This window comes from Ensifer adhaerens, from assembly GCF_002940685.1.
Taxonomy (GTDB): domain Bacteria; phylum Pseudomonadota; class Alphaproteobacteria; order Rhizobiales; family Rhizobiaceae; genus Ensifer; species Ensifer adhaerens_E.
Map to the genome: position 1 here is coordinate 235,629 of NZ_PNFP01000013.1, position 21,186 is coordinate 256,814.

Consider the following 21,186-nt stretch of genomic DNA (forward strand, 5'->3'; position numbering starts at 1 on the left):
GATGCTGCTCACTGTTGACATGCTGCGCATCAGGTTCGGCGCCTTCTCGCCGGTCGACCAGGTCACCCTCGGCGTCGATCGCGGCGAGATACTTGGGGTCGTCGGCGAGTCCGGTTCGGGCAAATCGCTGACCGCAACAGCGATCATGGGCCTGCTGCCGCGCATCGGCGGCCAGGTCGCTGGAGGCAGCATCCGCTTCGACGGCACCGATCTCGTCGACCTGCCGGAGAGCCAGATGCGCCGCCTGCGCGGCGGGCGCATCGCGCTGATCACGCAGAACCCGATGACCTCGCTCGATCCGATGATGCGGATCGGACCGCAGATCGACCAGGCAGCCCGACTTCATCTCGGCCTCGGCAGAAGTGCGGCGCGCGCCCGAAGTCTGGATCTGATGGCCGACCTCCGGATACCGGACCCGGCCTCGGTCTACGACCTGTTCCCGCACCAGCTTTCCGGCGGAATGAAACAGCGCATCGTTATCGCCATGGCGCTGGCGGGCGACCCCGAGCTTCTGATCGCCGACGAGCCGACGACGGCTCTCGACGTCACAGTCCAGGCCCAGATCGTGCAGATACTTGTCGACCTTGTGCGGCAGCGAGGGCTGGGCCTCATCCTGATCACCCACGACATGGGTGTCGTTGCCCAGGCCTGCGATCGGGTGGCGGTGATGTATTGCGGGCGTGTCGTCGAACTGGCGCGGGTCGATGCGCTCTTCGAACACCCGCGCCATCCCTATACGCAGGCGCTCATCCGCTGCATCCCGCGCAACGGCATGGCGCGGGGGACGATGACGGCCATTCCCGGCATGGTGCCGACGGGAATGACCCAGCCACCCGGCTGCCGGTTCAATCCGCGCTGTGCGCGCGTCGAGAGCCGCTGCCGCGTCGACATCCCCGAACTGCTTGTCGGGCCGAGCGGCAACGGCGTTGCCTGTCATCTGGCGGAGGCGGCATGACCGAGCTTCTCAAGGTCACCGGCCTCAGCCGCCGTTTCGCCGGCGGCGGGCTGTTCCGCAAGCGCAAGGTGTTCCACGCCGTCAGCGACGTTTCCTTCACCCTCAAGCGCGGACAGATCCTCGGCATCGTCGGCGAGTCCGGCTGCGGCAAGTCCACACTGGCGCGGCTGGTGCTGCGTCTGATCGATGCCAGTGAAGGCCAGGTGACGTTCGACGGTGTCGACATGGCCAGCCTCCCGCGACGCGAGCTGCGGCGCTTGCGCCAGCGCATGCAACTGGTTTTTCAGGATCCCTATTCGGCGATCGACCCGCGCTACTCAGTAAGGGACGCGCTGCTCGAGCCGTTCAAGGTGCAAGGGGTGAAGCTCGGGTCGCCAGATGAAAAGGTGGCGTCGCTGCTCGACATGGTCGGTCTGAACACGTCGCTGGCGCGAAGCTACCCACACCAGCTGTCGGGTGGCCAGAAGCAGCGCGTCGGCATCGCTCGTGCGCTGGCGCTCAACCCGTCGCTGGTGGTGCTGGACGAGCCGACGGCTTCGCTCGACGTGTCGGTGCAAGCGCAGATCGTCTCGCTCTTGGAAAGACTGCGGCATGAGTTGGGGCTGACCTACCTGTTCATCTCGCACGATCTCGGATTGGTGCGCTATTTCTGCGACCAGGTGCTGGTCATGTATCTCGGCCGTGTCGTCGAGGTCATGCCGAGCGACGCCGAGCCTGCCCATCCTTACACCAGGGCACTGCTCGACAGCAGCTTCGAGCCAGATCCGCGCCAGCGCCGCACCATCACCCGTCTCTCCGGCGAGGTCCCGAGCGGCTACGACCTGCCGGCGGGCTGCGCCTTCGCCAACCGGTGCCCGCGCGTGTCCGATCTCTGCCGCGGCGTGCTTGCGCCACTTTCCACCCTGCCGAACGGGCAACAGGTGGCCTGCCACAATCCACTCATCGACGCCGCTCTCCCAGCGGCTTGCAGGTAGGTCGCATGACCGCCGGCCAAGAACTCCGAGGACATCAGCATGACCTGCAACATTGAAGAGCTCGATCGCTATCTGCAGGCGGAAATCAACGCCAGCCAGGCTCCGGGGCTTGGTGTCGCTGTCGTCCGCGACGGCGAGATCGTCCATCTCGGCGGCTACGGCCTCGCCGATGTCGAGAACGGCGTGCCGGTCCTGCCGGATACGGTTTTCCATTCCGGCTCGACCGGCAAGATGTTCACCACCACATCGGTGCTTTTCCTGCTGCAGGACCGTCGGCTCGGGCTCGACGACGAAATCCTGACGCACATCCCGGAGGGGCCGGAAAGCTGGTCCGGCATCACCATCCGCCATCTCCTGTCGATGATGGCCGGTCTCGGCAATTTCGAGCTGGCTTTCTCACCGGACGAAGACCTGGAGGGTGTGGTTCTCAACCTGTGGCAGAACCACACCGACGAACAGCTGATCGACCTGGCGCGCCGTTCGCCGCTCCTGCATGGGCCGGGGGAAGGCTATCGCTACAGCAACACCGGTTACATGCTTGCGGCATTCATCGTCGCCCGCGTTTCGGGCGCGCCGTATTATGAGTTGCTGCGTGAGCGCCTGTTCGAGCCGATCGGCATGGCGACGGCGCGCGACGCTGCCTGGTACGACATCGTGCCGAACCGGGCGGCCGGCTACCGCGTTCGCGACGGTCGCCTCGAGAACCGCTACTGGGCGGCGCCGTCGCTTCAGGTCACCGGTGACGGCGGGCTCTACTTCTCACCCCGCGACATTGCTCAGTGGCTGCTGGAGCTCGACGCACCGAAGGTGCTGAACGCCGGGCTTGTCGAGCTGATGTCGACACCGGCGACGATGCGAAACGGCCAGCCGTCGTTCAACAGCTATGGGCTGGGTTGGCAGAATTCCGAACTGCGCGGCCACCGCAAGATCCGCCATGGCGGGACCTGGGACGGCTTCCGTGCCGAGATCGCGCGCTTTCCCTCGCGCAAGCTGTCGGTCTGCGTGCTCGCCAACATGGAAGAAGCACAGGTCGCTCGCATGGCCCAGAAGATCGTGGGCATCGTCGATCCGGCGCTGGCGCCCTACGAGCCGATCGCGGACGGAGCTGTTGCGTTGACGTCGCGGGACCGCGAGCTTCTGCAAGCCATCGTCGCTCATTGCGCGCCGCGCGAGGCGTTCACGGACGAAGCCTGGCGTATGTGGAGCAACGGTTGGTTCGAGCAGATTTCCGCCATGGAGGTCCACGTCTCGTCAGCAGTGCTCGAGCTGACCCAGCATGAAGGCGATGGCGCTGCCTATCGCAGGCGCTATCGCGTCGAGCTCGGCGGTTACTTCCTGCACTGGAGCATCAGACGCGACGGCGATGGCCGTGTCAGCGAGATGCGGTTCCACATGGAGTAGCACGGCCAACCTTCGTGTTGCCGCAGGTCCACTGAGGCGGCGACACGGCCCAAGGGCAGAGTAGCCATTCAGACAGGCCCGCCGCAGTCGCGGCGGCATCGATCACCCACACCTGGCCGACCGCCCCCCCCCGAGAACCATCAGGAGACGTATCATGAGCTTTCGTGTTCTAACCGCAGAATTCGCGCATGAGACCAACACGTTCAGCGTGCGCAAGACCGACTATGATGCCTTCACGGTGGAAGGCGTTCTGTTCGGCGACGACGCCATCCGCGCCCGCGGCGAGGCCAACACCGAGATCGCCGGATTCCTCGACATCGGGCGTAAGTATGACTGGAGCATTCGGCATGTCCTTAGCACAGCGGCCGAGCCGGCCGGGCCGGTGACGCGCGACGCTTTCGACCGAATCGGGGGCGCTATCGTCAAGGCGGCGGCGGAGCAGAAGAACGAACTAGACGGCATCCTGCTCGGCCTGCACGGCGCCATGGTCACCGACTTTTCGCCCGATGGTGAAGGCGAGCTGCTTGCACAACTGCGCGCTGTCGTCGGACCGGACCTGCCGATCGCCGTCACGCTCGATCCGCACGCCAACGTCACCGCCAGGATGTGCGAGCTGGCCGACATCCTGATTTCGTTCAAGACATATCCGCACATCGACATGCGCGACATTGCCCGCCATGCCGGCGAGGTGCTGCAGCAGACGATGGCTGGCGAGATCCACCCCAGAACGTTGCTGGTTCGCCGGCCGATGCTGGAGGAGGCGAATGCCGGACGCACCGACATCGGGCCGATGATCGGCTGGATCGCCAGGGCGCGCGAGCATGAGAAGACGGCAGGCGCATTGGCCGTCAGCATCAACGGTGCATTCCCGAACGCCGACATCGCCGAGGTTGGCCCGACCGTGTTGGTCACTTACGACGGAGATCCGGCGCGGCACCAGGCTTTTGCCGAAACGATCGCCGACGAGATCTGGGACAACCGCTTCAACGTGCTGAACACGTTCCACACGGTGATGCAGGCTGCCGAGATTGCGCACGACTACCGAGGCGATCGTCCGCTGATCATTGCCGACTATGCCGACAATCCCGGCGCCGGCGGTTATGGCGATGCGACGGCATTGCTCGGAGCCCTGCTGGACATGGGCATTCGCGATGCCTGCTTCGGTCCGATCGTCGACCCGGAGGCGGCCAGCCAGCTCCACCGCGCCACCGTCGGCGATACCATCCAGCTCAGGCTTGGCGGCAAGACCGATCCGCGCTTCGGCGGCGATCCGCTCGAAGTGGCCGGCAAGCTGCTGGTCATCAGCGACGGCAAGCTCATCGGCAACGGCGAGCAGCTGGGCGGGCTGGAGTTCAGCTTCGGGCCGACGGCGGTGGTGCAGATCGACGGCATCGCGGTGCTCGTCGTCACCGAGCCGTCGCAGATGCGGGACCTCCAGCAGTTCAGGGCTTTCGGCATCGATCCGGCGCGGCATCGTGTTGTCGGGCTGAAGTCGATGCAGCATTTCCGCGCCGCTTTCGAGCCGATTGCCGGCAAGGTGATCGTCTGCGACAGCGGCGCCCTGTGCACGATGGACTATGCCCGGATGCCGTACCGCAACGTGCCGCGCCCGATCTTCCCGCTCGACCGCGACATGGCGCTCTAACGCCCATGACCGCACGACAGATCCATCGGGCCGATGTCATCGTTCTTGGGGCCGGCATCATCGGCGTCTCGGTCGCGCTGCATCTGCAGCAGCGCGGCCGATCCGTCGTGCTTGTCGACCGTCGCGGTGCAGGGGAGGAAACGAGCTACGGCAATGCCGGGCTGATCGAGCGCTCGAGCGTCGTACCCTATGGCGCGCCGCGCGACCTCGCCAAGCTCCTTCGCTACGGGCTCAACCTGTCGACCGACGTCCAGTTCGATTGGCTCCAGCTGCCGCGGATCGCACCCTGGCTGTGGCGGTTCTGGCGCGAGTCGGCGCCGAAACGCCTGGCACGCGCCGCAGCCGACATGCGGCCGCTGATCGAGCAATCGGTGCTTGAGCACGAGGCGTTGATGGCTGCCGCGGGTGTGCTGCCGCAACTGCGCAAGACCGGCTGGATCGAAGGCTATCGCAATGAAGGGGCATTTGAGCGCGCGTGCGCGGATGCTGCCGCGCTCAAGCATTTCGGGTTGAACTACGCGCTGCTCGACCCGGCGGCGCTGCGGCAGCGCGAACCGCATCTCACCGATGCGCTGGTGGGGGCTGTCCATTGGCTCGACCCGGCCACCGTGGCCGATCCCGGGGCTCTGGTGAAGAGCTATGCCCGCCACTTCGCCGATTGCGGCGGCCTGTTCCTGCGCGGCGATGCCGACAGTCTGCAGCAGGGCAGTCGCTGCTGGAGTATCTTTACCGACGGCGGGCCTGTCGAAGCGGCAGAGGTGGTGGTCGCGCTGGGACCGTGGTCGGACACTATCGCCAATTCGCTCGGCTACAGGGTGCCGCTGGCGATGAAGCGCGGCTACCATATCCATTTCGAAACCGAAGCGACGGCCACGCTGACGCATCCCGTCGTCGACGTCGAGGGTGGCTACGTGCTCGCCCCGATGGCCAAGGGTCTGCGGCTGACGACCGGCGTCGAGTTCGCCTCGCGGGGCCGGAGGCCGAATCCGGTCCAGCTCGACAGGACGGAGCCGATGGCGCGGCAGATCTTCCCGATCGGCCGGCGCATCGAGCCGCAGCCGTGGATGGGGTCGCGACCATGCCTGCCTGACATGCGCCCGGTGATCGGCCCGGGCGCGCGGCACAAAGGCCTCTGGTTCGCCTTCGGCCACAACCACCATGGCCTGACCCTCGGGCCGGTAACCGGGCGGCTGCTGGCAGAAATGATGACCGGCGAGCCGACATTCACCGATCCCACTCCATATGCGCTGGCGCGCTTCGGATGATGCTCCCGGACGCGCGTCGCGCCCAGTCCGTCGGCGCGCGTCGCGCTCGCGGTGACTCCGCCAGGCAATAGATTACGCGGAACCACGCGGACCTGATGATCCGCATGGTTCCGAAGACGCTTCATTCCATATGGAAACGCATGCCGGCGATGCGGCCGTCATCCTGGCGGACGACAGTCCAGTGCATGTGGTAGCGACCGGTCGCCAGGCGGTAGCGCCGGCGGGCGCCAGCGTCCTCGACTAGCTCCATCGGCGCAGCTGCGAGATCGGACTCGCTTTCGCTGAGAACCTGCTCGAAGCGCCGGCCCGACCATTGCTGCCAGCAGGCTTCGCTGAACGCCTCAGAAGGTGCGCAGCGTGTCGCGATAGTCTGGATCAGCTCGGCGTCGCGGCTTGTCAGGCCAGGCCTGGTGTCGGTGACAGGTTCGTAGGGTGCGATCGTTGCATCGACCAGGCCAGCGACCCTGTGGGCGATGCGCGCGACCTGAGCGGAGTCGATGTTGGCGAGCACCGCCACCGAAAGCCTTTGCGCCGGAAAACGGGCAAGCTCTGCCCGGAACCCGTCCCAGGTGCCTCCATGCCTGATCTTGCGCTGTCCTCGCACCTCTGAGTTCTGCCAGCCCAGCCCATAGCCGTTGATGGCCGGGGATCCGTCCGACGTCAGCGCCGGCTCGAACATCTCGGCAATGATGTCGGGTCGGAACACCCGGCCACGATCCAGCTCCATGAACCAGTGGGCAATGTCTCGCGGCGAGAAGCAAAGCCCGCCGTCGCCAGTGCGCAGCATGGTCGGCGCCGTCCAGTGGCTGTTGCGCAGTTCTCCCGCAACAAGGCTGTAGCCGCTCGCCCGGTTGGGGACGATGTCGCGGCAGCTCGCGTCACGGGCGGTCGCCATGCCCGCGGGCGCAAACAGCCTCTCGCGCAGCAAGGCGTAGTAGGGCTTGCCCGCGATCCGGGCCACCACAAGCGAGGCCACGACGTAGCTGATGTTGGAGTAGAGGTAGCTTTCGCCTGGCCCGAAGGCGAGCGGCGAAAGGCTGGCAAGCGCCAGCAACTGGGCGTCGCTGTGGTCCTGCCACAAATTGACCGGCACGACGCCGTCCTGGATTGGGGTGGGGGCAAAGGCCTCGCCGAAGTTGCCCAGGCCGCTCGTCATCGACAGCAGGTGCCGGATCGTCATGCCAGCCCACTCGCGCGGCACCTCGGTCAGGTAGCGCCCGACAGGGTCGTCGAGGCGCAGGAGGCCGTCCTGCACCAGGAGGAGCACGGCGGCTGCCGTGAACATCTTGCCCGTCGAGCCCGAGTGGAAAATAGTGTCGGGCGTTGCCGGGACGCCATGCTCGACATTGGCGAGCCCATAGCCGCCGAGATGCAGGATCTCGCCATCCCGCACGATGGCGACACCCAGTCCGGGAATGGCGCTGGCCTCCAGTTCGGCCCGGAGACAATGCTCCACCCTGGCCGCGATGCCGACGTTTTCAGTCATGTCCATGGTTTCTGGCCTTGCTGTTACTGAGCGGGTTTGATGTCGACGATCGAGTAGGGTGCCCGGAACGGCAGCGGCGTCATCAGCCGTGTCTTGTTGAAGGCCATGGTCTGCGCCGGCTCATGCACCGGTGCGGCGACAAAGTTCGCGAGCAGGTGGGCATGGTACGTGCGGAAGTTCGCCACGCGCTCGTCCCAGGTCTTGGAGCCGTACATGGCGAGGTTGTGCAGCTCTTCGGACTTGGGCTCGTCCCACATCGACAGGTTCCATGAATCCAGCCGCTTGGCGCTGAAGAACCAATCGAGGATGTCTGCGTTCGTCCATGAATAGGGTTGCAGGACGAGCTCGCGCTCAGGCTTGCGGAACTGGTCGCGATAGGTGCCGGCGTCGAAGACGGTGATGTCGACGCCGATCCCCACTGACTTCAGTTGCGCCTGTATGATCTCGGCGGTGCGCCGGTACTCTGTGTCGGCCCGGGCCCACAGCTTGACCCGGAGCGGCTTGCCGTCCTTGCCGCGGATGCCATCGTCGCCCGTCGTCCAGCCGGCTTCGTCGAGCAGCTTTGCCGCCTGGGCGGGATCGCAGCGGATTTCCGCCGACGGGTCGACTTTCGATTCCAGCAGGGAGCTGACCAGGAGCTGGTGAGCCTCCTTGCCGACGCCGCCATAGACGCTCTTGAGGATCGCGCTCTGGTCGATGGCGAGTGCCACCGCCTGCCTCACCTTGACATCGGTAAACGGCGCGGCCCTGGTGTTGATGGCGACGAATGTGATGCCGTAGCCGGGCAGATCGCGCGTGTCGATGTCCGCCTCGGACCTGATCTGCGGCAGGAAATCCGTGGGCATGTCGAGCAGCATATCGACGCCGCCGGTGCGCAGTTCGAGGAAGGCGGTGGAGGCGTCGGGGATTTCGCGCACGGTCAGGCGCTTGATGTGCGGCGCATTCCTGTTCTCGGTCAGCGGGCTGCCCCAGGTGTAGTCCTCGTTGGAGACCAGTACCGTCTCCTGGCCGACCACGAAGCTTTCGAGTTTGTAAGGGCCCGTACCGACGGCCTCCAGCACGCCATAACCGTCGCCTGCCGCCTCGTAAGCTCTGGGGCTCGGGATGCCCATGTTCATCATGGCAAGGTTGAAGATCAGGTTCGGCTCCGGCCGCTTCATCACAAAGCGCACCGTGTGCTCGTCGATGGTCCCGACCTTGTCGATAGCGTCGACCATGTACTCGTTTTCGGTGCCCTTGAATTTCGGGATCCACCAGGCAATCGTCGCCGCGTTGAACGGTTCGCCATCGGTGAAGGTAACGCCCTTGCGGAGCTTGAACGTCCAGCTCAGCCCGTCCGGGCTGACCTCCCAGGATTCTGCGAGATGGGGGTGGTAGGACTGGTCGGCCGCCTGCTCGATCAGGCGGTCGTAGATGAGGCCGTTGGCCATATTCAGCGTCACGGCACGGATCGGGTCGTAGCTAGCTGCTCCCTGTTCCTGCCGCGCCAGGACGACGATGGCTTCCGTCTCGGTGGCTTTCGCCGGCAAGGTCAGGCTCGTTGTCGCGACGAGCGAGAGAAGCGAAACCGAAATGATGAAGTCACGCCTGCGCATGTCAAATCCTCCCTGATTTGCACGTGATGGATGTGGTCTGTCAGCGCTCCGGCCTGCCGGCATGGCCGGTGAAATCGCCATAGAGCTCTGACATGCGCTCGAGTCGCGCCTCGACGTCGGGCCCGAGTTCGCCGATGACGCCGTTCAGCATGAGGTGGACGAGCGAGAGCATCGGTCCGTTGGTGTCCCAGAACAGGTTGATCTCCGACGGCAGCGCGATGATCTCCGAGGCGCTGCCATGGGCCCAGTCGCAGAACTGGTCGGTGACGAGCGTGACCGGGATGCCGGCATCCGTCGCGCGCCGGGCCAGAAGCGCGGCCTGGCGCGAGTAGCGCCTGGCGTCGAACATCACGAGCGCTGTCTTTGCAGGGGCGGCAAGCAGCACGTCGGAGTAATTGCCGGAGGAATGATCGACGAGATGAACGCCGTCGCGGAGATACTGCAGGAGATGCGCCATGGTCACGGCGATGCCGCGCTCGCTCTGGAACCCGACGATGAAGATGCGCTCGCGCGTGGCAAGGCGTGCCACCACTGCCTTCATCTGTTCCGAGCCGGCAAGCTCATAGACCCTGACCAGCGCCGCCATCTCGAGCTCCAGGCTCCTGGCCAGATCGCCGCCGCCCCTCTTGCTCGCCGCCTGGAAAGCGCGCAGCCGGTCGCCCACCAGCCATGGCGTGTCGGCGATGTCGGTCTTGAGATCGGCCTTGAGGTCCTTGAAGTGCTGGTAGCCGAGCGCGCGGCAGAACCGACCGACCGTCAGCTCGCTCACCCCGACCTTCTCTGCAACTGTCATGGCGGTCTCGAACGGCAGTTCGCTGAGATTGGCCAGCATATAGGTCGCGATCGCGCGATTGGCGCTCGAGCCCTTCTGCAGGTTGTCGGTCAATCGCTGGCGAACGGTCCCGGTCATGTCTTCCTCCCCATGGAAGAGGATATGACAGTTTTCTGACAATAGATCAACAGTGATAGTTTTATATCTACCAGGTGTGTGCAAGATGTGCGGGGTCGGCGTGTTCGATCCGTCCCACCGGGTGGAAGAATGACGCCGGGCGTCGAGCATCGCTTACATAAGGGACTGAACAATCGAAGTTGGAATTCGTATATGCCGGCATGACGACGAGAGCGGCGCATGATGCGCTTTCAAGTCGCCTCGGCAATGCGTCTCGGCCCACGGTCAGATTGCCAACCTTTTCGGCCTGCATCGCAAACGTCTGACCGCCTCTTTGTAGCGGCGGAACGTGCCGCCCCATGGCGGCGATTGTCGTGTCTTCGGTAGATGCGATCCTGTCGCTGGATCGGCGCCGTCCCCAGTTGGGACACCGGGCCCGAGGACAATGGGCTGCCGCGCCTGTTGTTTGAACGTCAAAAGCCCGCCGGATTTCTCGCGGCGGGCTTTTTTTGATTTGGTTGCGGGGGCAGGATTTGAACCTGCGGCCTTCAGGTTATGAGCCTGACGGCTACTCTTGCATCCATCTGTTTTTATTTCACAATCACGATACAAAAAAATTTTGTGCTAAAATCTGTGTTAGGACGCGTTTTTCTTATTCTTCCGCTCCACTGCAAACCGTAATAGTCCAATTGACGAGCCTGCAACCATACGCTTCAATCATTTACTCCCTTCCGATCCAACTAAACTCACCTGCGAATGACCACCTCTCCCTTGACCCTCACCGCCGAATCCGACCGAGCCGTCGATACCGCGTCAGCAGACGAATTCGGCTTCGCTGACATTGCGAGGAAGCTAGCCCCTTCGTTGGCCGACGCCGCGGAAAGCGATGGGATGGTCATCGGGATTGAAGGCCCTTGGGGATCGGGAAAAACAAGCCTGCTGAACTTTCTTTGCCTGGAGTTGCCGAAGCTTAAACGCTCCAACGTCCATGTCATTACGCTCGCCCCATGGCTAACAGGCGATACCGTCAGTCTGGTAGAATCGTTGACCAGCGCCATCGCAGATATTTTGGAAGCTACCGCGCCACCTCAGAAGGAAGGTTTTTTGGCGCGGAGTAAAAAGAAAACGGGCGAGTACGGCGAAATACTCCGCAAATATGGGTCCCGTACCGGACGCGTGCTTGCCCCAATCGCCAAAGTAGCAGGCGTTTTCTATCCACCGGCTAGCGTGATCGGCGAAGGGCTTGGTGTTGGGGCTGAATATCTGGAAGGTTTGAAGCGTAATCCCACAGACGCTGAAGTCAAAAGGCTGATTTCCCAGAAACTTGCGGCACAATCTCAACGGTTTCTAGTCCTCATAGATGACCTCGATCGTTTAGAGCCCCATCAGGCGGTCGAAGTCATACGCATGGTTCGATCAGTGGCCGACTTTCCCAAAGTGGCCTACGTGATGTGCTATGACCGCACTGTGCTGGCCCACGCATTGGAACGCGGATTGCAGGTTAAGGATGGAGATCTGTATCTGCAGAAGGTTGTCCAGCTGACTTTCAATATACCGTTGCCTGAACCCTTCGACCTCCGTCTATCACTTCGAGAAAAGGCTCTGGCCGTTTATCAGGAGGTGAACGGTACCGTTCCTGGCAAAGACGAGGCTGAAGATCTTAAGTCCGCAATCGACCGCGAAGGCAGCGGCTTGCGAACGCCTCGTGAAATCAAGCTTGTCCTCAATGCCATCAAGTTCGCATACCGCAACATGGCCGACGACCTTTATTTCCCTGATCTTTGCCGTATAAGCTTGATTAAGATCCTGAACCCGCCACTTTATCGCTGGCTCGAAAATTACTTGTCTCTGCGCTCCGTCATTTTTACAGGCGACGCACATGTGGACGAAGACGAGACGAAGGAAATCGGGACAGACCTTGGCGTCTTGATGCCATCCGACTCTGTCGGCTCAACTCGTTCCATTTGGAATCTCAGCACATACATACCGGGCTTGCAGCAGGATGAAGATCCTCAGGAGCGGGTCTTTCAAAAAGTATCAGAACACGAAACGGCCGAGTTTATTGAGCGCAAACGCTTGGGCAGCCCGCTCCACTATCGATACTATTTCGCGATGAGCGGACCCAGAACAGTCTTGGCCGATGACAAGTTCAATGAACTCCTTAAACTAGCTGGGACAGATCAGGCTGCTCTAGCCGAAAAATTGAGGTACTACCTCGACGCTCCGCGACCGCTTGGGCAAAGTTGGTTCGATCATATCCTCGGTCGGATGCGCCCCCCTCTTCTCAATGGTCTCAACACCGCGCAATTGTCGGGGCTGGCGCTTTCTATCGCGCAGGTCATGGATGACTTTCTTGCGAAGGACCTCGAAATCCCATTCGGGCGCCGTTCTGCGGCAGACATAGCTGTCAACGTGCTCGGAAACAGCATTAAGGCCCTCCGTCAAAAAGACCAAAGCAAAGCAACCGAGGTCTTGGATCAGGTATTCGGTGAGGGCCACGCCTTGAATTGGCTTGTCGGAACGTTCTTCCGAAGTGAGCTCTTCGATCACGGAGTTGTGGGTGATCGGCCTCAGCCCGAAAACTCATGGCATCTCACTGGGGCTGAACTCGAAAAGTACCGTGGTGTCCTAAGAACGAGACTTTCACAGTCCGCCGAAGCGCATACTCTTGACCAGTTGCCTGATCTCAGCAGGCTTCTGTATGGCTGGCGGGACCTCGCAGGCATTGAAATACCCCGAGCTTGGGTCCAGACGTTAGTTCCCAATGACGACACTTTTCTTAAGTTACTATTGGATATGCGTGGATGGACGATGTCCGATAAAATCTACCGTCCTCTAAGAAAAGGAAGCGTCGAGCCTTTCCTTGATTGGGACAATGTCGAAGCGCGGTTGAACCAGATCAAGGCCGATAACCCCACTTCGACAAAAGCTGAAAAAATCGCCGAAATCGAGACTGCAATTCGATTCGGCGATGATGACTTCTAAGGGATCCAACTGTACCGGTAGCCGAACCGCGCTCAGTTGCTACGGGATGGTGGCCAGATTAGCTACCATTCGCAACATCCAATAGCCGGAGAAGCGCCTTATTCGAAGGGTCACGCATATACACCTTATAACCCGGCGCTATTTCTCCTGGGAACGAAATAACCTCAGCCAGTGAGAACATAACGTCGGAACAAGCCTCCATAGTCTGGAAAACCGTTCGTGCTACCCATGGAGACAGCGAAACGATGGCTGAATTGTAATAGTGCTCCTCTTTCCACGGATAATCACCGTAATGTCGCGACTTCGGGTCTACACAGAAGCCTTTCTCGGTCGCAAAGATGGTATCAATCGTGGTGCCTCCATGAATAATGCCGTCCCTTGAAGCCCGCAAAGCTTTGAAAAAAGGGGCATGCTTCTCATACATCTCGGCAACGCCAGGCGGCAGCCCGTAGCGATCAGCTATTTCTTTTGCGGTACGAGACGTATCACCGTTGAGCACTACCTTGGAAAACGTGGGAGGCAGTTTATGTCTTTTTCGTTTTGTCTCCATTTCGGCGTCCAGCAATGTAATTTTGTCATTCCAGAAACGGGCGACAGCCTCTTGAAGAAGATCAAACACCGAACGGGCAACCGTGATCAGGTATTCAAGCTCTGTCTTTACAAAAGAGCTTATCAATAATCTATCGATACTTTCGCGAGACGCATGTAAATGCTCAAGCTTGGCTACACTTGTGGCCATCAAATGAAAGTCATCACAAATGCTGCTGAACAGCGGCACCAACTGCGGCCAGCTTGCTCTTTGCCAGATAAAATCGATAAATCCGAAAAAGACGTCAGAGGGATCTGCTGGGAATTCAGCTAGATAGGCTGCGTGACCTACATCAACAACGCTAATCTTCATCAATTTTTTGTCGCCAGTGGGGATCCACTGGCTCCACGATTGGCCATCCCATACCGGCATCAACAACACGTTACGGCCATCAAGCACGGACGTGTCGATGTGCGACAAATGGCCCAGCTCACTAGATTCAATCTGTTTCATCAGCAACGACAGGATGGGGAACGAGGGTACGGTGGGCCATTTACGCGATATGATACTTTAGACGGCGTTTAACGAACGCGGGTTGCGAACCTTCAAGAATGTCGATGATCCGCTGGTTGATACGGGGATTCTCGATCGCACCACTTTCATAGCTGAATCGGTAACTATCAGCCTTATCGAGCTTGACGTAGACGATCTGCTCTGCGTCAGCGCCCACAGCAAGATTTGGGTTATGGGTAACCAAAATGACCTGCCTATGCTTCTTGGCTTCCCGAATGCAGTTCGCCAAAATCGCGAAAATGCTCTCGTTATCGAGGTTGTCTTCTGGCTGATCGATAACAAGAGGGATGTTGTCCTTATCGAGCTGCAAATAGAAGACAAGAAGGAGCAAGCCCTTTTCGCCTGGCGAAAGCTCGTTCAGGTTTTTACCGCCAAGCCGGAGTTCATACGACGCCGCGAAATACTCCAATGAGTACAGGAAATCGTAGAACTCTTTGACATGCACAACCTGGTCTTCAAGGCGCAGGGATGCGCCCCCCTCCTCCGCCGTCATTCGGGTAAGGACTGTTCCGATAAACCCTTCGACGGAATCAAAGCTGTCCCAGTCAACCTCGCTGACCAGCCCCTTCAATGTGCGCTCTGGATCATTTGCGCCATGGAAAGGTCCTCGACGATTTTTCTTGATGAGGTTCAGGAAACTTTCGGAAAAATCACGCTCAAGTACAAAAGAGGCCGTGATTTCGACCGAAAAGTTATCGGTCCTCACCACCTTGAGTCTCTGATCAACGCTGGCCTTGATGTCGGCGTAGAATTTCAAGACTTTTTGTTTGCTTTCAAATATCTGGCGCGCGAGGCCAGAACGCGTGACGCGCTTCTCACTGATTTGGGCGGCCAAATCCGTATCGATGAAGGCGATCTGCATTTCCAGTGCCCGGATGGTACCTGTCTGTGGATCCGTTTCATTACCTAGGAGGCCCGCCCGTTGCGTGTTCCATTGGGCCAGCTTGTCTAGGTACGTCTGATACTTCCTCTGCGGGGTACCCAATTGCTCCTTGAGAGAGTCAATTGTCGTCATGTGGAAGGTTATCGCGCCACGGATATCGGGAAGGCTGGCGAGCGCCCGGAAATCGTGACCGGGTTCGAACGAAAGCGAATTGTCTTTCTCAAGGGTAGAGATGCGATCCCCAACAGACGACCGTTGTGTCTCAACGTCGGTAAGATCGACCTGCATCCTAACGATTTTATCAATGTCCAGCTCAAACTCTAAGGCTGTCGGACGGAGGGCGTCTTTCCCTTCCTGTACCCTGCTGTTCAGGCTTTCAATGGAATCCTTCAAGGAAAGCAACCGCTGCTGACGGTTCTTCATTTGGCCGATCGTATCAACCGCCGCCTGCTCTGCTTTGCGAAGCTCCTCCAACTGACTGCCAAGCTCCTGAAGGCGCTCCGATAGCTTCCGTTGTTCTTCGGACTGAGAATCGGGTGCAGTGACTTCGGCAGGCTTGGCGGCATCAAGCGCCCTCAGTTCCTCTCTCTTGGCATCGAGTTCGGCGGCAAGGGTCTTCCGGAATTGTGGGTTTGCGCGCTCCTCAAGCTCCAGAAGCTCTATGTTGAGCTGGCGAAGTCGTACTTTGAGCGCGCTCGTTTCATTCCGGCTCTGTTGCGTTTTCAGGTCCTGAAGGTCCTTGAAGGACCCGGTACCCAGACGCTCGGTCTCCTCCACATGGGAAAAAACGACATCCTCGATCTCACGCCGAAATTCATCGATCTGAATTTCGTTGGTCAACTGCTCAAAATAGTTCTGCGGGAGGTAGCGAACGGCTTCCGGCTTGGTGCGATCAACGGACTCGCTAAGCCGTTTCGCAACCGATGTTTTGCTCTGCCACGAAACCTCGGCCTGGAAATTCTCGGCATAACCCCGCTGGCGGAACTTCTTGTTATCCGGCGAATCCGACAGAAACGAGAAATAGGCTTCCAGCCGGCTGTCCCCGAGTAGACCGACAACGTCGACAAGAGCACTCTTGCCGCTACCCTTGTTACCGATAATTGCGGTGAGTTCCGGGTTTAACGGAATATCGACCCCCTTGAACCAGACACCGCGCGAGCCATCGTATTCTGGGACATGGTTGATCTTTAGACTGTTCAGCATCTTCGTCGGCTGCTGGGCTTTTCTCTGTTCAACCGGCGGCTCGGCACCGATGAAAACGCGAGATTCCGGTTCAAAGCAGATTTGTTGCAATCCCCGAAATGTGAGATCGGCCTTGATCCAGGTAGGCGGGTATCCGGCAGCATTCCCATCGAGACGCTCGAGGTCTGAAAACGAGTGCGCGTCGCTTCCTGATACAGCAGGTTTCGGTAGGGACTCGCCACTGTCGTACCGCCCGGAGCCTAGAAAATACTCCCGGCTGTTCGCATCGCCGAAAAACAGATCGCAATTGCGATCCAGCTTATCCGAAATCAGCACCTTCCTTTGCGATTTGGGATCGGTCGTGCGGATACCGTCATTCTTGGCAGGAAAAGCCAACAGATAGGGCTTGGCACCGCCAAAAGTGTCTTCCAGGGCGGCTTTCACATCATCAAATGATACCGACGCAGATGCGTAATCCTTTGTTGTACTGAGGTCGGAGCAAGGAATACGCGCACCAGAATCGTCGTCGCCTTTGGTTTTTAAGGTCGCAAGAAAACGTTGAATCTTGCTGCGAGAACATTGGCTCTCATCATTGTCAAAAATCACATGCAGATTGGGGTTGCTATTCTTGGCGTCAATGGAATCCGACAGCCGAAACTCGATGTTCACGAACAAGGCTTTGGAAGAATCCGGGTACTTGGCTTTATACCTGTCGATCAGCGTGAAAAGCGCATCGCAGCTAAAATAGTCTGTTATTCCATAAGCTTGAGGAGATGCCGACTCCAACGCATCGATGTATGTATCCCAAACCGCGTCATCACTATCGCCTTCAAAGGCATTCGAAAGTTTCGTGAATGGGGTATGGATGTGCAGATCCCAGCGACGCCAAACCGATCCAACTTTTCCCCCCATCAATGACCCCCGTTTCGCCCTGTAAGTTGCTGTTGGGGATATTACAGTCGCCTCAACGATGAAGGCAACTACTCTGGGTCTATATGCATACTAGATATGCATGCTCTAACTGCACTTACGCGACGGGTGCAGGAGTGAGGGGCTTCCGACCGGCAGCCATTGTCGACATCAACATATAGCCATTCACAAAAGGTACCTTCATCGTCTTGGGCTCAATGTGAAAATCGGCATATTTCTCAACGAAGCTGGGGATCCAAGGACGAGCTGAGGAATAATAGACAGTGGTTTCAGCGCCCTGCACGATCGCCGTATTGACCGCAGATATCTGCTGCTTTGTGGCCCTGACCCGCCGGATGCGTAGGTTTCGGAACTCCAAATCCACAATTCCGCGCTCATCGAGATCCGGCCTGATCCGTATAGCCAGGTTCGGAGCTAGTGGCACAAGACGATTAACCGTGCCCGGCCGCTCGCCCGGCTCAATTGCCACCGGGTAATCGCTGGTGAAGAAAGGCCTGTTCTCGTCATTGTTGATGAGAATGTCCCACCAAGAGTTTCCCCAGAGCGACAGGCGTTTGATAATGGTCTGGATACCGATGGACTGCGGGTATTTCGGGTCGATCGCAAACTGAACACGCCCGGAATTCAGCAACTCGCTTAACGATCCTCCACCAAGCTCCGGTGGAGGCGGCGGAAGGTGGCCATCCATTTCGAGCAATTCTGCCGTCACCTCCAACGTTTTTCGCAAAGGGAGACTGTGGATTCGCATGCCAGCGGGAGAGCAACTTTCCACGTAGGCTGCAAATCCCGCGATCGCGAAAATGGAAGCAGCATCAAGCTGCCCTGCCCGCAGCTTTTCAAGGGCCGCATTGTAACGCGGCTCTACGTCTCTCAGGAATTCCTCAATAATGCGGGGTTCCTGAAGATAAGGATTGGTGCTGCCATCCTCAATACGACACTGGCTGTAGGAATCGCACTGGTAGGTTTTGAGGCCCGCCTTGCGTATCGCATACATTCGCTCCCCCAATTCGGGGGCATAGAAATTCTTCAAATGAACTTGCGAAACGTAATGATCCAGGGCCATCGAACGTTACTCTAACACCTTCTTTCGGGAAGTAATTGCATACATGAAGGCTCACGTCCCCTAGTAGCAGGATAATTTTGTTCATGCTATGTACTCCCCATCACAGGAGTCGCCCGATGTTCAAGAATCTTCAGCGCGAATTGAGTCGCTTGGCCAGCACACACACCATCTCCGTCCCGCTCGAAATGGATGCTGACGGTTTCTACGACAAGGAATGCCCCGACGAGAAATGCCTGTTCCAGTTCAAAATCCACGCGGAGGACTGGAAAAACATCGTTCGCGATGAGGAAGTGTTTTGCCCTTCCTGCCGCCACGTAGCGCCGGCCACAAGCTGGTACACGCGAAAGCAGATCGAAGAAGGGCGGGAGTACGCGCTTAATTCGGTCAAGGCCGGTATCAACAAGGCAATGCGCGCCGACGCAGCCGAGTCAAAGCGCCGCCAGCGCCGCAATTCGTTCTTGAGCATCACCCTTGAAGTTAAGGGCGGCCACGATGTCGTCCTGCTTCCGGTTGCAGCGGCCGATCCGATGCGGCTGCGAACGACGTGCGAATCCTGCCAATGCCGGTACTCCTACATTGGAGCGGCCTTCTTTTGCCCAAGCTGCGGCAAGAACTCGGCTAGCCACACGTTTGCCCAGACCCTTGCCACCATTCGGACAGCCGCGACGCTAGGAGATGCCCTACGCACCAACCTCGGTCCCGACGAAGCGGAAGTCATCACACGAACCCTGCTGGAAAAGGCGATGCAGGACACGGTCATGTCATTCCAGCGCTTATGTGAGCAGCTCTACGAGAGCAAATCCGGCCCGAAGGCGCGGCGCAATGCTTTCCAGAACCTGGAAGCGGGCTCCGAACTCTGGGCTCAGACGATCGGCGCCAGTTACGACCAACTTATCGATACCGGAACGCTGCAGAAGCTTACGACCTATTTCCAGCAGCGCCATCTGCTCGCACATCAGCAAGGGATCGTTGATGCTGACTACATTACCCGCAGCGGAGATGCGTCTTATGCCGTCGGGCAGCGACTGATAATCCGCCCCGATGCGGTTCTTGAGTTTGCAGATCTCATCGAAAAACTTGGCCAGCAGCTCATAGCAAGGTGCTAGCCGAGCAGCATCCTCCTCGCCGATCCCTCAAAGCTGTCTGCGGGTGGGAGGAGAGCGCGAGAGGAGGGGCTTTGGGGCTCCCCTCGCCCTGACACGGATGGGTCGACCCCGTCTGTGACAGGTATCCGCCACCATCCCTGTGAAACGAGAAAGGCCCGAACTTAACGTTCGGGCCTTCGGCATCGGTTTGGCGGTACCAATTCATGCGGCGGCGGCGGCCTGCAACAAGGTTGGGAGCCAGCCGGTGCCTTCAAGCAGCTTTTCCGCTTCGGCCACCGCCTCGGCTTTCGGGGCCATTTCGACGGCCCGTACGACCTGAGGCGTGCAACCGGCCTCGCACAGCACCTCGGCAATCTGCACCTTTGACAAGCGGGACAGGAAGACCGCTTGCGGTTCCCAATGCTGGTGCATGTCGAGGCCCACCGCCATGGCAATCTGCTCGATATTCGCGAGGCGGCTTCCGCTGTGGTCGTGTTTGGTCTTCACCCCGTTGAGATTGGCGGCGGTGACGAAGGCCAGCAAATCCACCAGCCGGTCCATCGGCTGCTCAAGCAGCCACGCCCACAGGTCGGCGGACGCGCCGGGAAGTTGCTCGCCCCACGCCTCCTTCATCGCCTCCCACGCCGCCAAGGCACGGACCTCGCCGCTTTCCTTGATGGAACCGGCAAGGTCGCGGCGCTGGCCGCTGACCTCCACCGCATAGGCCGTGCCGAAGGACAGGTAGGCATCATGGAAGATGCGGGACACCAGCGGATACAGCAACGCGGCAAGGGCGACGGCCGGACGGTTGGCAAGTTCCACCCGCATGGCCGCCGTACGGATGGCGGTCAGTTCCTCCACCAGCGCGGCGGAATACGCGGCGTCCGGTGCGGCAGCGGCAACCACCTCCTCCCCTTCCCCGTCGTCCGGCCCTTCGGCGGCTTCCCCGCGTCGCGACTGCTCCAGCGCGTCCCTGTCCTCGGCTTTCACATAACCTCGGGCGATGTGAAGGGCACCACCGTGGTCAATAGCCACAATACATCCGGCCAGCGCCATTTCCTGCGGGTCGTAGGCAAGGGCGGACGGTCCGGCCTCCCCGTCTTCGGTTTGCGACCGCTCCTGCGGATAAATCCGCCCGTGACCACTGTTGAACATGGCGGACGTATCGAGGGCGGTTTCCACCCACTTCCAGCCTTCCGCCCTCAGCGGCACCGCCGCCTGCTCCAAGGCATCCGTCGCAAGCTGCGTGAGCAGGGCGCGGTCGGTCAGGAACGTTCCGCTATCCTCAGCAAACAGGTCACGCAGGACAGCACCACCTGCAGCTTCATAGGCGTCCAGCCCCACAAACCGCGCCAGCCGGTCGGAGCTGCGAACATGCTCGTGGGTCAACATCGCGCGGATGCTGCGCGGCTCGCGGTTCCAATCCGGTAACCCGAACCAGACCCCCTCCTGCTCTTCGTGGCTGTCGCTCAAGGCTAACGCACGGGCCTGCTCGATGGTCAGGCCGTCCCCCCGCATCACGTCGAGCAGCTTGGGCGACAGATGGGCGAGCTTGAGCCGCTGGCGCACGGTGATGACCGACTGGCCGAAGCGGGCGGCGATGGTTTCGGGGGCCATGCCGCTTTCGGCCAACTGGCGGTAGGAAAGGATTTCATCAACGACATGCATGTCTTAGGTTATGCGTCAAGTGTCCTTTTAGCTGGAAGATACTGATCGTGGGGGCTTTTCAGCTCTGACCGGTGTTTC

At 59.9% G+C, this 21,186-nt stretch carries 14 protein-coding genes and 1 pseudogene; 8 read left to right on the top strand and 7 right to left on the bottom strand.

Annotated elements, in window-relative coordinates:
* The first annotated feature begins 1 nt into the window (after position 1).
* From C1A35_RS24565 to C1A35_RS24585, 5 genes are all read left to right on the top strand, one after another.
* Positions 2-955, top strand: a complete 954-nt coding sequence (locus C1A35_RS24565; RefSeq protein WP_104666878.1) for an ABC transporter ATP-binding protein — start codon at positions 2-4, stop codon at positions 953-955.
* Positions 952-1,929 (top strand): ABC transporter ATP-binding protein, encoded by a 978-nt coding sequence (locus C1A35_RS24570; protein WP_104666879.1) that lies wholly within the window; start codon positions 952-954, stop codon positions 1,927-1,929. The genes C1A35_RS24565 and C1A35_RS24570 overlap by 4 nt, the downstream gene beginning before the upstream one ends.
* Before the next feature lie 39 nt (positions 1,930-1,968).
* Positions 1,969-3,330 (top strand): serine hydrolase domain-containing protein, encoded by a 1,362-nt coding sequence (locus C1A35_RS24575; protein WP_104666880.1) that lies wholly within the window; start codon positions 1,969-1,971, stop codon positions 3,328-3,330.
* A gap of 154 nt (positions 3,331-3,484) precedes the next feature.
* A complete protein-coding gene (locus tag C1A35_RS24580) occupies positions 3,485-4,975 on the top strand; it encodes a M81 family metallopeptidase (protein ID WP_104666881.1) in 1,491 nt (496 codons plus the stop codon).
* A 5-nt stretch (positions 4,976-4,980) separates the two neighbouring features.
* Complete coding sequence (locus C1A35_RS24585; protein WP_104666882.1) at positions 4,981-6,240, top strand: NAD(P)/FAD-dependent oxidoreductase; 1,260 nt, start codon at positions 4,981-4,983, stop codon at positions 6,238-6,240.
* 121 nt (positions 6,241-6,361) lie between these two features.
* On the opposite strand, the gene C1A35_RS24590 is transcribed toward C1A35_RS24585, so the two are convergent.
* Genes C1A35_RS24590 through C1A35_RS24600 form a run of 3 tightly spaced genes read right to left on the bottom strand, consistent with a single transcriptional unit; the run spans position 6,362 to position 10,231 of the window.
* Positions 6,362-7,732: a serine hydrolase domain-containing protein gene (locus tag C1A35_RS24590; protein WP_104666883.1), complete on the bottom strand. Its 1,371-nt coding sequence runs from the start codon at positions 7,730-7,732 to the stop codon at positions 6,362-6,364.
* A gap of 17 nt (positions 7,733-7,749) precedes the next feature.
* On the bottom strand, positions 7,750-9,321 hold the full coding sequence (locus tag C1A35_RS24595; RefSeq protein WP_104666884.1) for an ABC transporter substrate-binding protein: 1,572 nt from the start codon (positions 9,319-9,321) through the stop codon (positions 7,750-7,752).
* A gap of 40 nt (positions 9,322-9,361) precedes the next feature.
* Complete coding sequence (locus tag C1A35_RS24600) at positions 9,362-10,231, bottom strand: MurR/RpiR family transcriptional regulator (protein ID WP_104666885.1); 870 nt, start codon at positions 10,229-10,231, stop codon at positions 9,362-9,364.
* A 138-nt stretch (positions 10,232-10,369) separates the two neighbouring features.
* Here C1A35_RS24600 and C1A35_RS24605 point away from each other — a divergent pair.
* Together C1A35_RS24605 and C1A35_RS24615 are read left to right on the top strand one after the other, a co-directional pair.
* Positions 10,370-10,550, top strand: a pseudogene (locus C1A35_RS24605) (IS6 family transposase); the annotation flags it as partial.
* Between the two features lie 431 nt (positions 10,551-10,981).
* The gene (locus C1A35_RS24615) at positions 10,982-13,195 is read left to right on the top strand and encodes a KAP family P-loop NTPase fold protein (protein ID WP_234822981.1); all 2,214 of its coding nucleotides are present in this window, start codon (positions 10,982-10,984) and stop codon (positions 13,193-13,195) included.
* A 58-nt stretch (positions 13,196-13,253) separates the two neighbouring features.
* On the opposite strand, the gene C1A35_RS24620 is transcribed toward C1A35_RS24615, so the two are convergent.
* The 3 genes from C1A35_RS24620 to C1A35_RS24630 all read right to left on the bottom strand — a co-directional run bounded on the left by C1A35_RS24620 (position 13,254) and on the right by C1A35_RS24630 (position 18,355).
* Positions 13,254-14,237: a hypothetical protein gene (locus C1A35_RS24620; RefSeq protein ID WP_158665148.1), complete on the bottom strand. Its 984-nt coding sequence runs from the start codon at positions 14,235-14,237 to the stop codon at positions 13,254-13,256.
* Positions 14,238-14,277: 40 nt separating this feature from the next.
* On the bottom strand, positions 14,278-17,274 hold the full coding sequence (locus C1A35_RS24625; RefSeq protein WP_104666888.1) for a TrlF family AAA-like ATPase: 2,997 nt from the start codon (positions 17,272-17,274) through the stop codon (positions 14,278-14,280).
* A gap of 115 nt (positions 17,275-17,389) precedes the next feature.
* Positions 17,390-18,355 (bottom strand): DUF4238 domain-containing protein, encoded by a 966-nt coding sequence (locus C1A35_RS24630; protein WP_104666889.1) that lies wholly within the window; start codon positions 18,353-18,355, stop codon positions 17,390-17,392.
* Between the two features lie 116 nt (positions 18,356-18,471).
* On the opposite strand from C1A35_RS24630, the gene C1A35_RS24635 reads away from it, so the two are divergent.
* Entirely contained in the window at positions 18,472-19,461 is a 990-nt protein-coding gene (locus C1A35_RS24635) for a hypothetical protein (RefSeq protein WP_104666890.1), read from the top strand.
* A gap of 201 nt (positions 19,462-19,662) precedes the next feature.
* Here the strand turns inward: C1A35_RS24635 and C1A35_RS24640 are convergent, their stop codons facing one another.
* The gene (locus tag C1A35_RS24640; RefSeq protein WP_199773011.1) at positions 19,663-21,108 is read right to left on the bottom strand and encodes a ParB/RepB/Spo0J family partition protein; all 1,446 of its coding nucleotides are present in this window, start codon (positions 21,106-21,108) and stop codon (positions 19,663-19,665) included.
* Between the last annotated feature and the right edge of the window lie 78 nt (positions 21,109-21,186).

Coding starts and splice junctions, on each gene's coding strand:
- C1A35_RS24565 (WP_104666878.1), top strand. CDS start 2: ATGCTGCTCACTGTTGACATGCTGCGCATCAGGTTCGGCGCCTTCTCG.
- C1A35_RS24570 (WP_104666879.1), top strand. CDS start 952: ATGACCGAGCTTCTCAAGGTCACCGGCCTCAGCCGCCGTTTCGCCGGC.
- C1A35_RS24575 (WP_104666880.1), top strand. CDS start 1,969: ATGACCTGCAACATTGAAGAGCTCGATCGCTATCTGCAGGCGGAAATC.
- C1A35_RS24580 (WP_104666881.1), top strand. CDS start 3,485: ATGAGCTTTCGTGTTCTAACCGCAGAATTCGCGCATGAGACCAACACG.
- C1A35_RS24585 (WP_104666882.1), top strand. CDS start 4,981: ATGACCGCACGACAGATCCATCGGGCCGATGTCATCGTTCTTGGGGCC.
- C1A35_RS24590 (WP_104666883.1), bottom strand. CDS start 7,732: ATGGACATGACTGAAAACGTCGGCATCGCGGCCAGGGTGGAGCATTGT.
- C1A35_RS24595 (WP_104666884.1), bottom strand. CDS start 9,321: ATGCGCAGGCGTGACTTCATCATTTCGGTTTCGCTTCTCTCGCTCGTC.
- C1A35_RS24600 (WP_104666885.1), bottom strand. CDS start 10,231: ATGACCGGGACCGTTCGCCAGCGATTGACCGACAACCTGCAGAAGGGC.
- C1A35_RS24620 (WP_158665148.1), bottom strand. CDS start 14,237: ATGAAACAGATTGAATCTAGTGAGCTGGGCCATTTGTCGCACATCGAC.
- C1A35_RS24625 (WP_104666888.1), bottom strand. CDS start 17,274: ATGGGGGGAAAAGTTGGATCGGTTTGGCGTCGCTGGGATCTGCACATC.
- C1A35_RS24630 (WP_104666889.1), bottom strand. CDS start 18,355: ATGGCCCTGGATCATTACGTTTCGCAAGTTCATTTGAAGAATTTCTAT.
- C1A35_RS24635 (WP_104666890.1), top strand. CDS start 18,472: ATGTTCAAGAATCTTCAGCGCGAATTGAGTCGCTTGGCCAGCACACAC.
- C1A35_RS24640 (WP_199773011.1), bottom strand. CDS start 21,108: ATGCATGTCGTTGATGAAATCCTTTCCTACCGCCAGTTGGCCGAAAGC.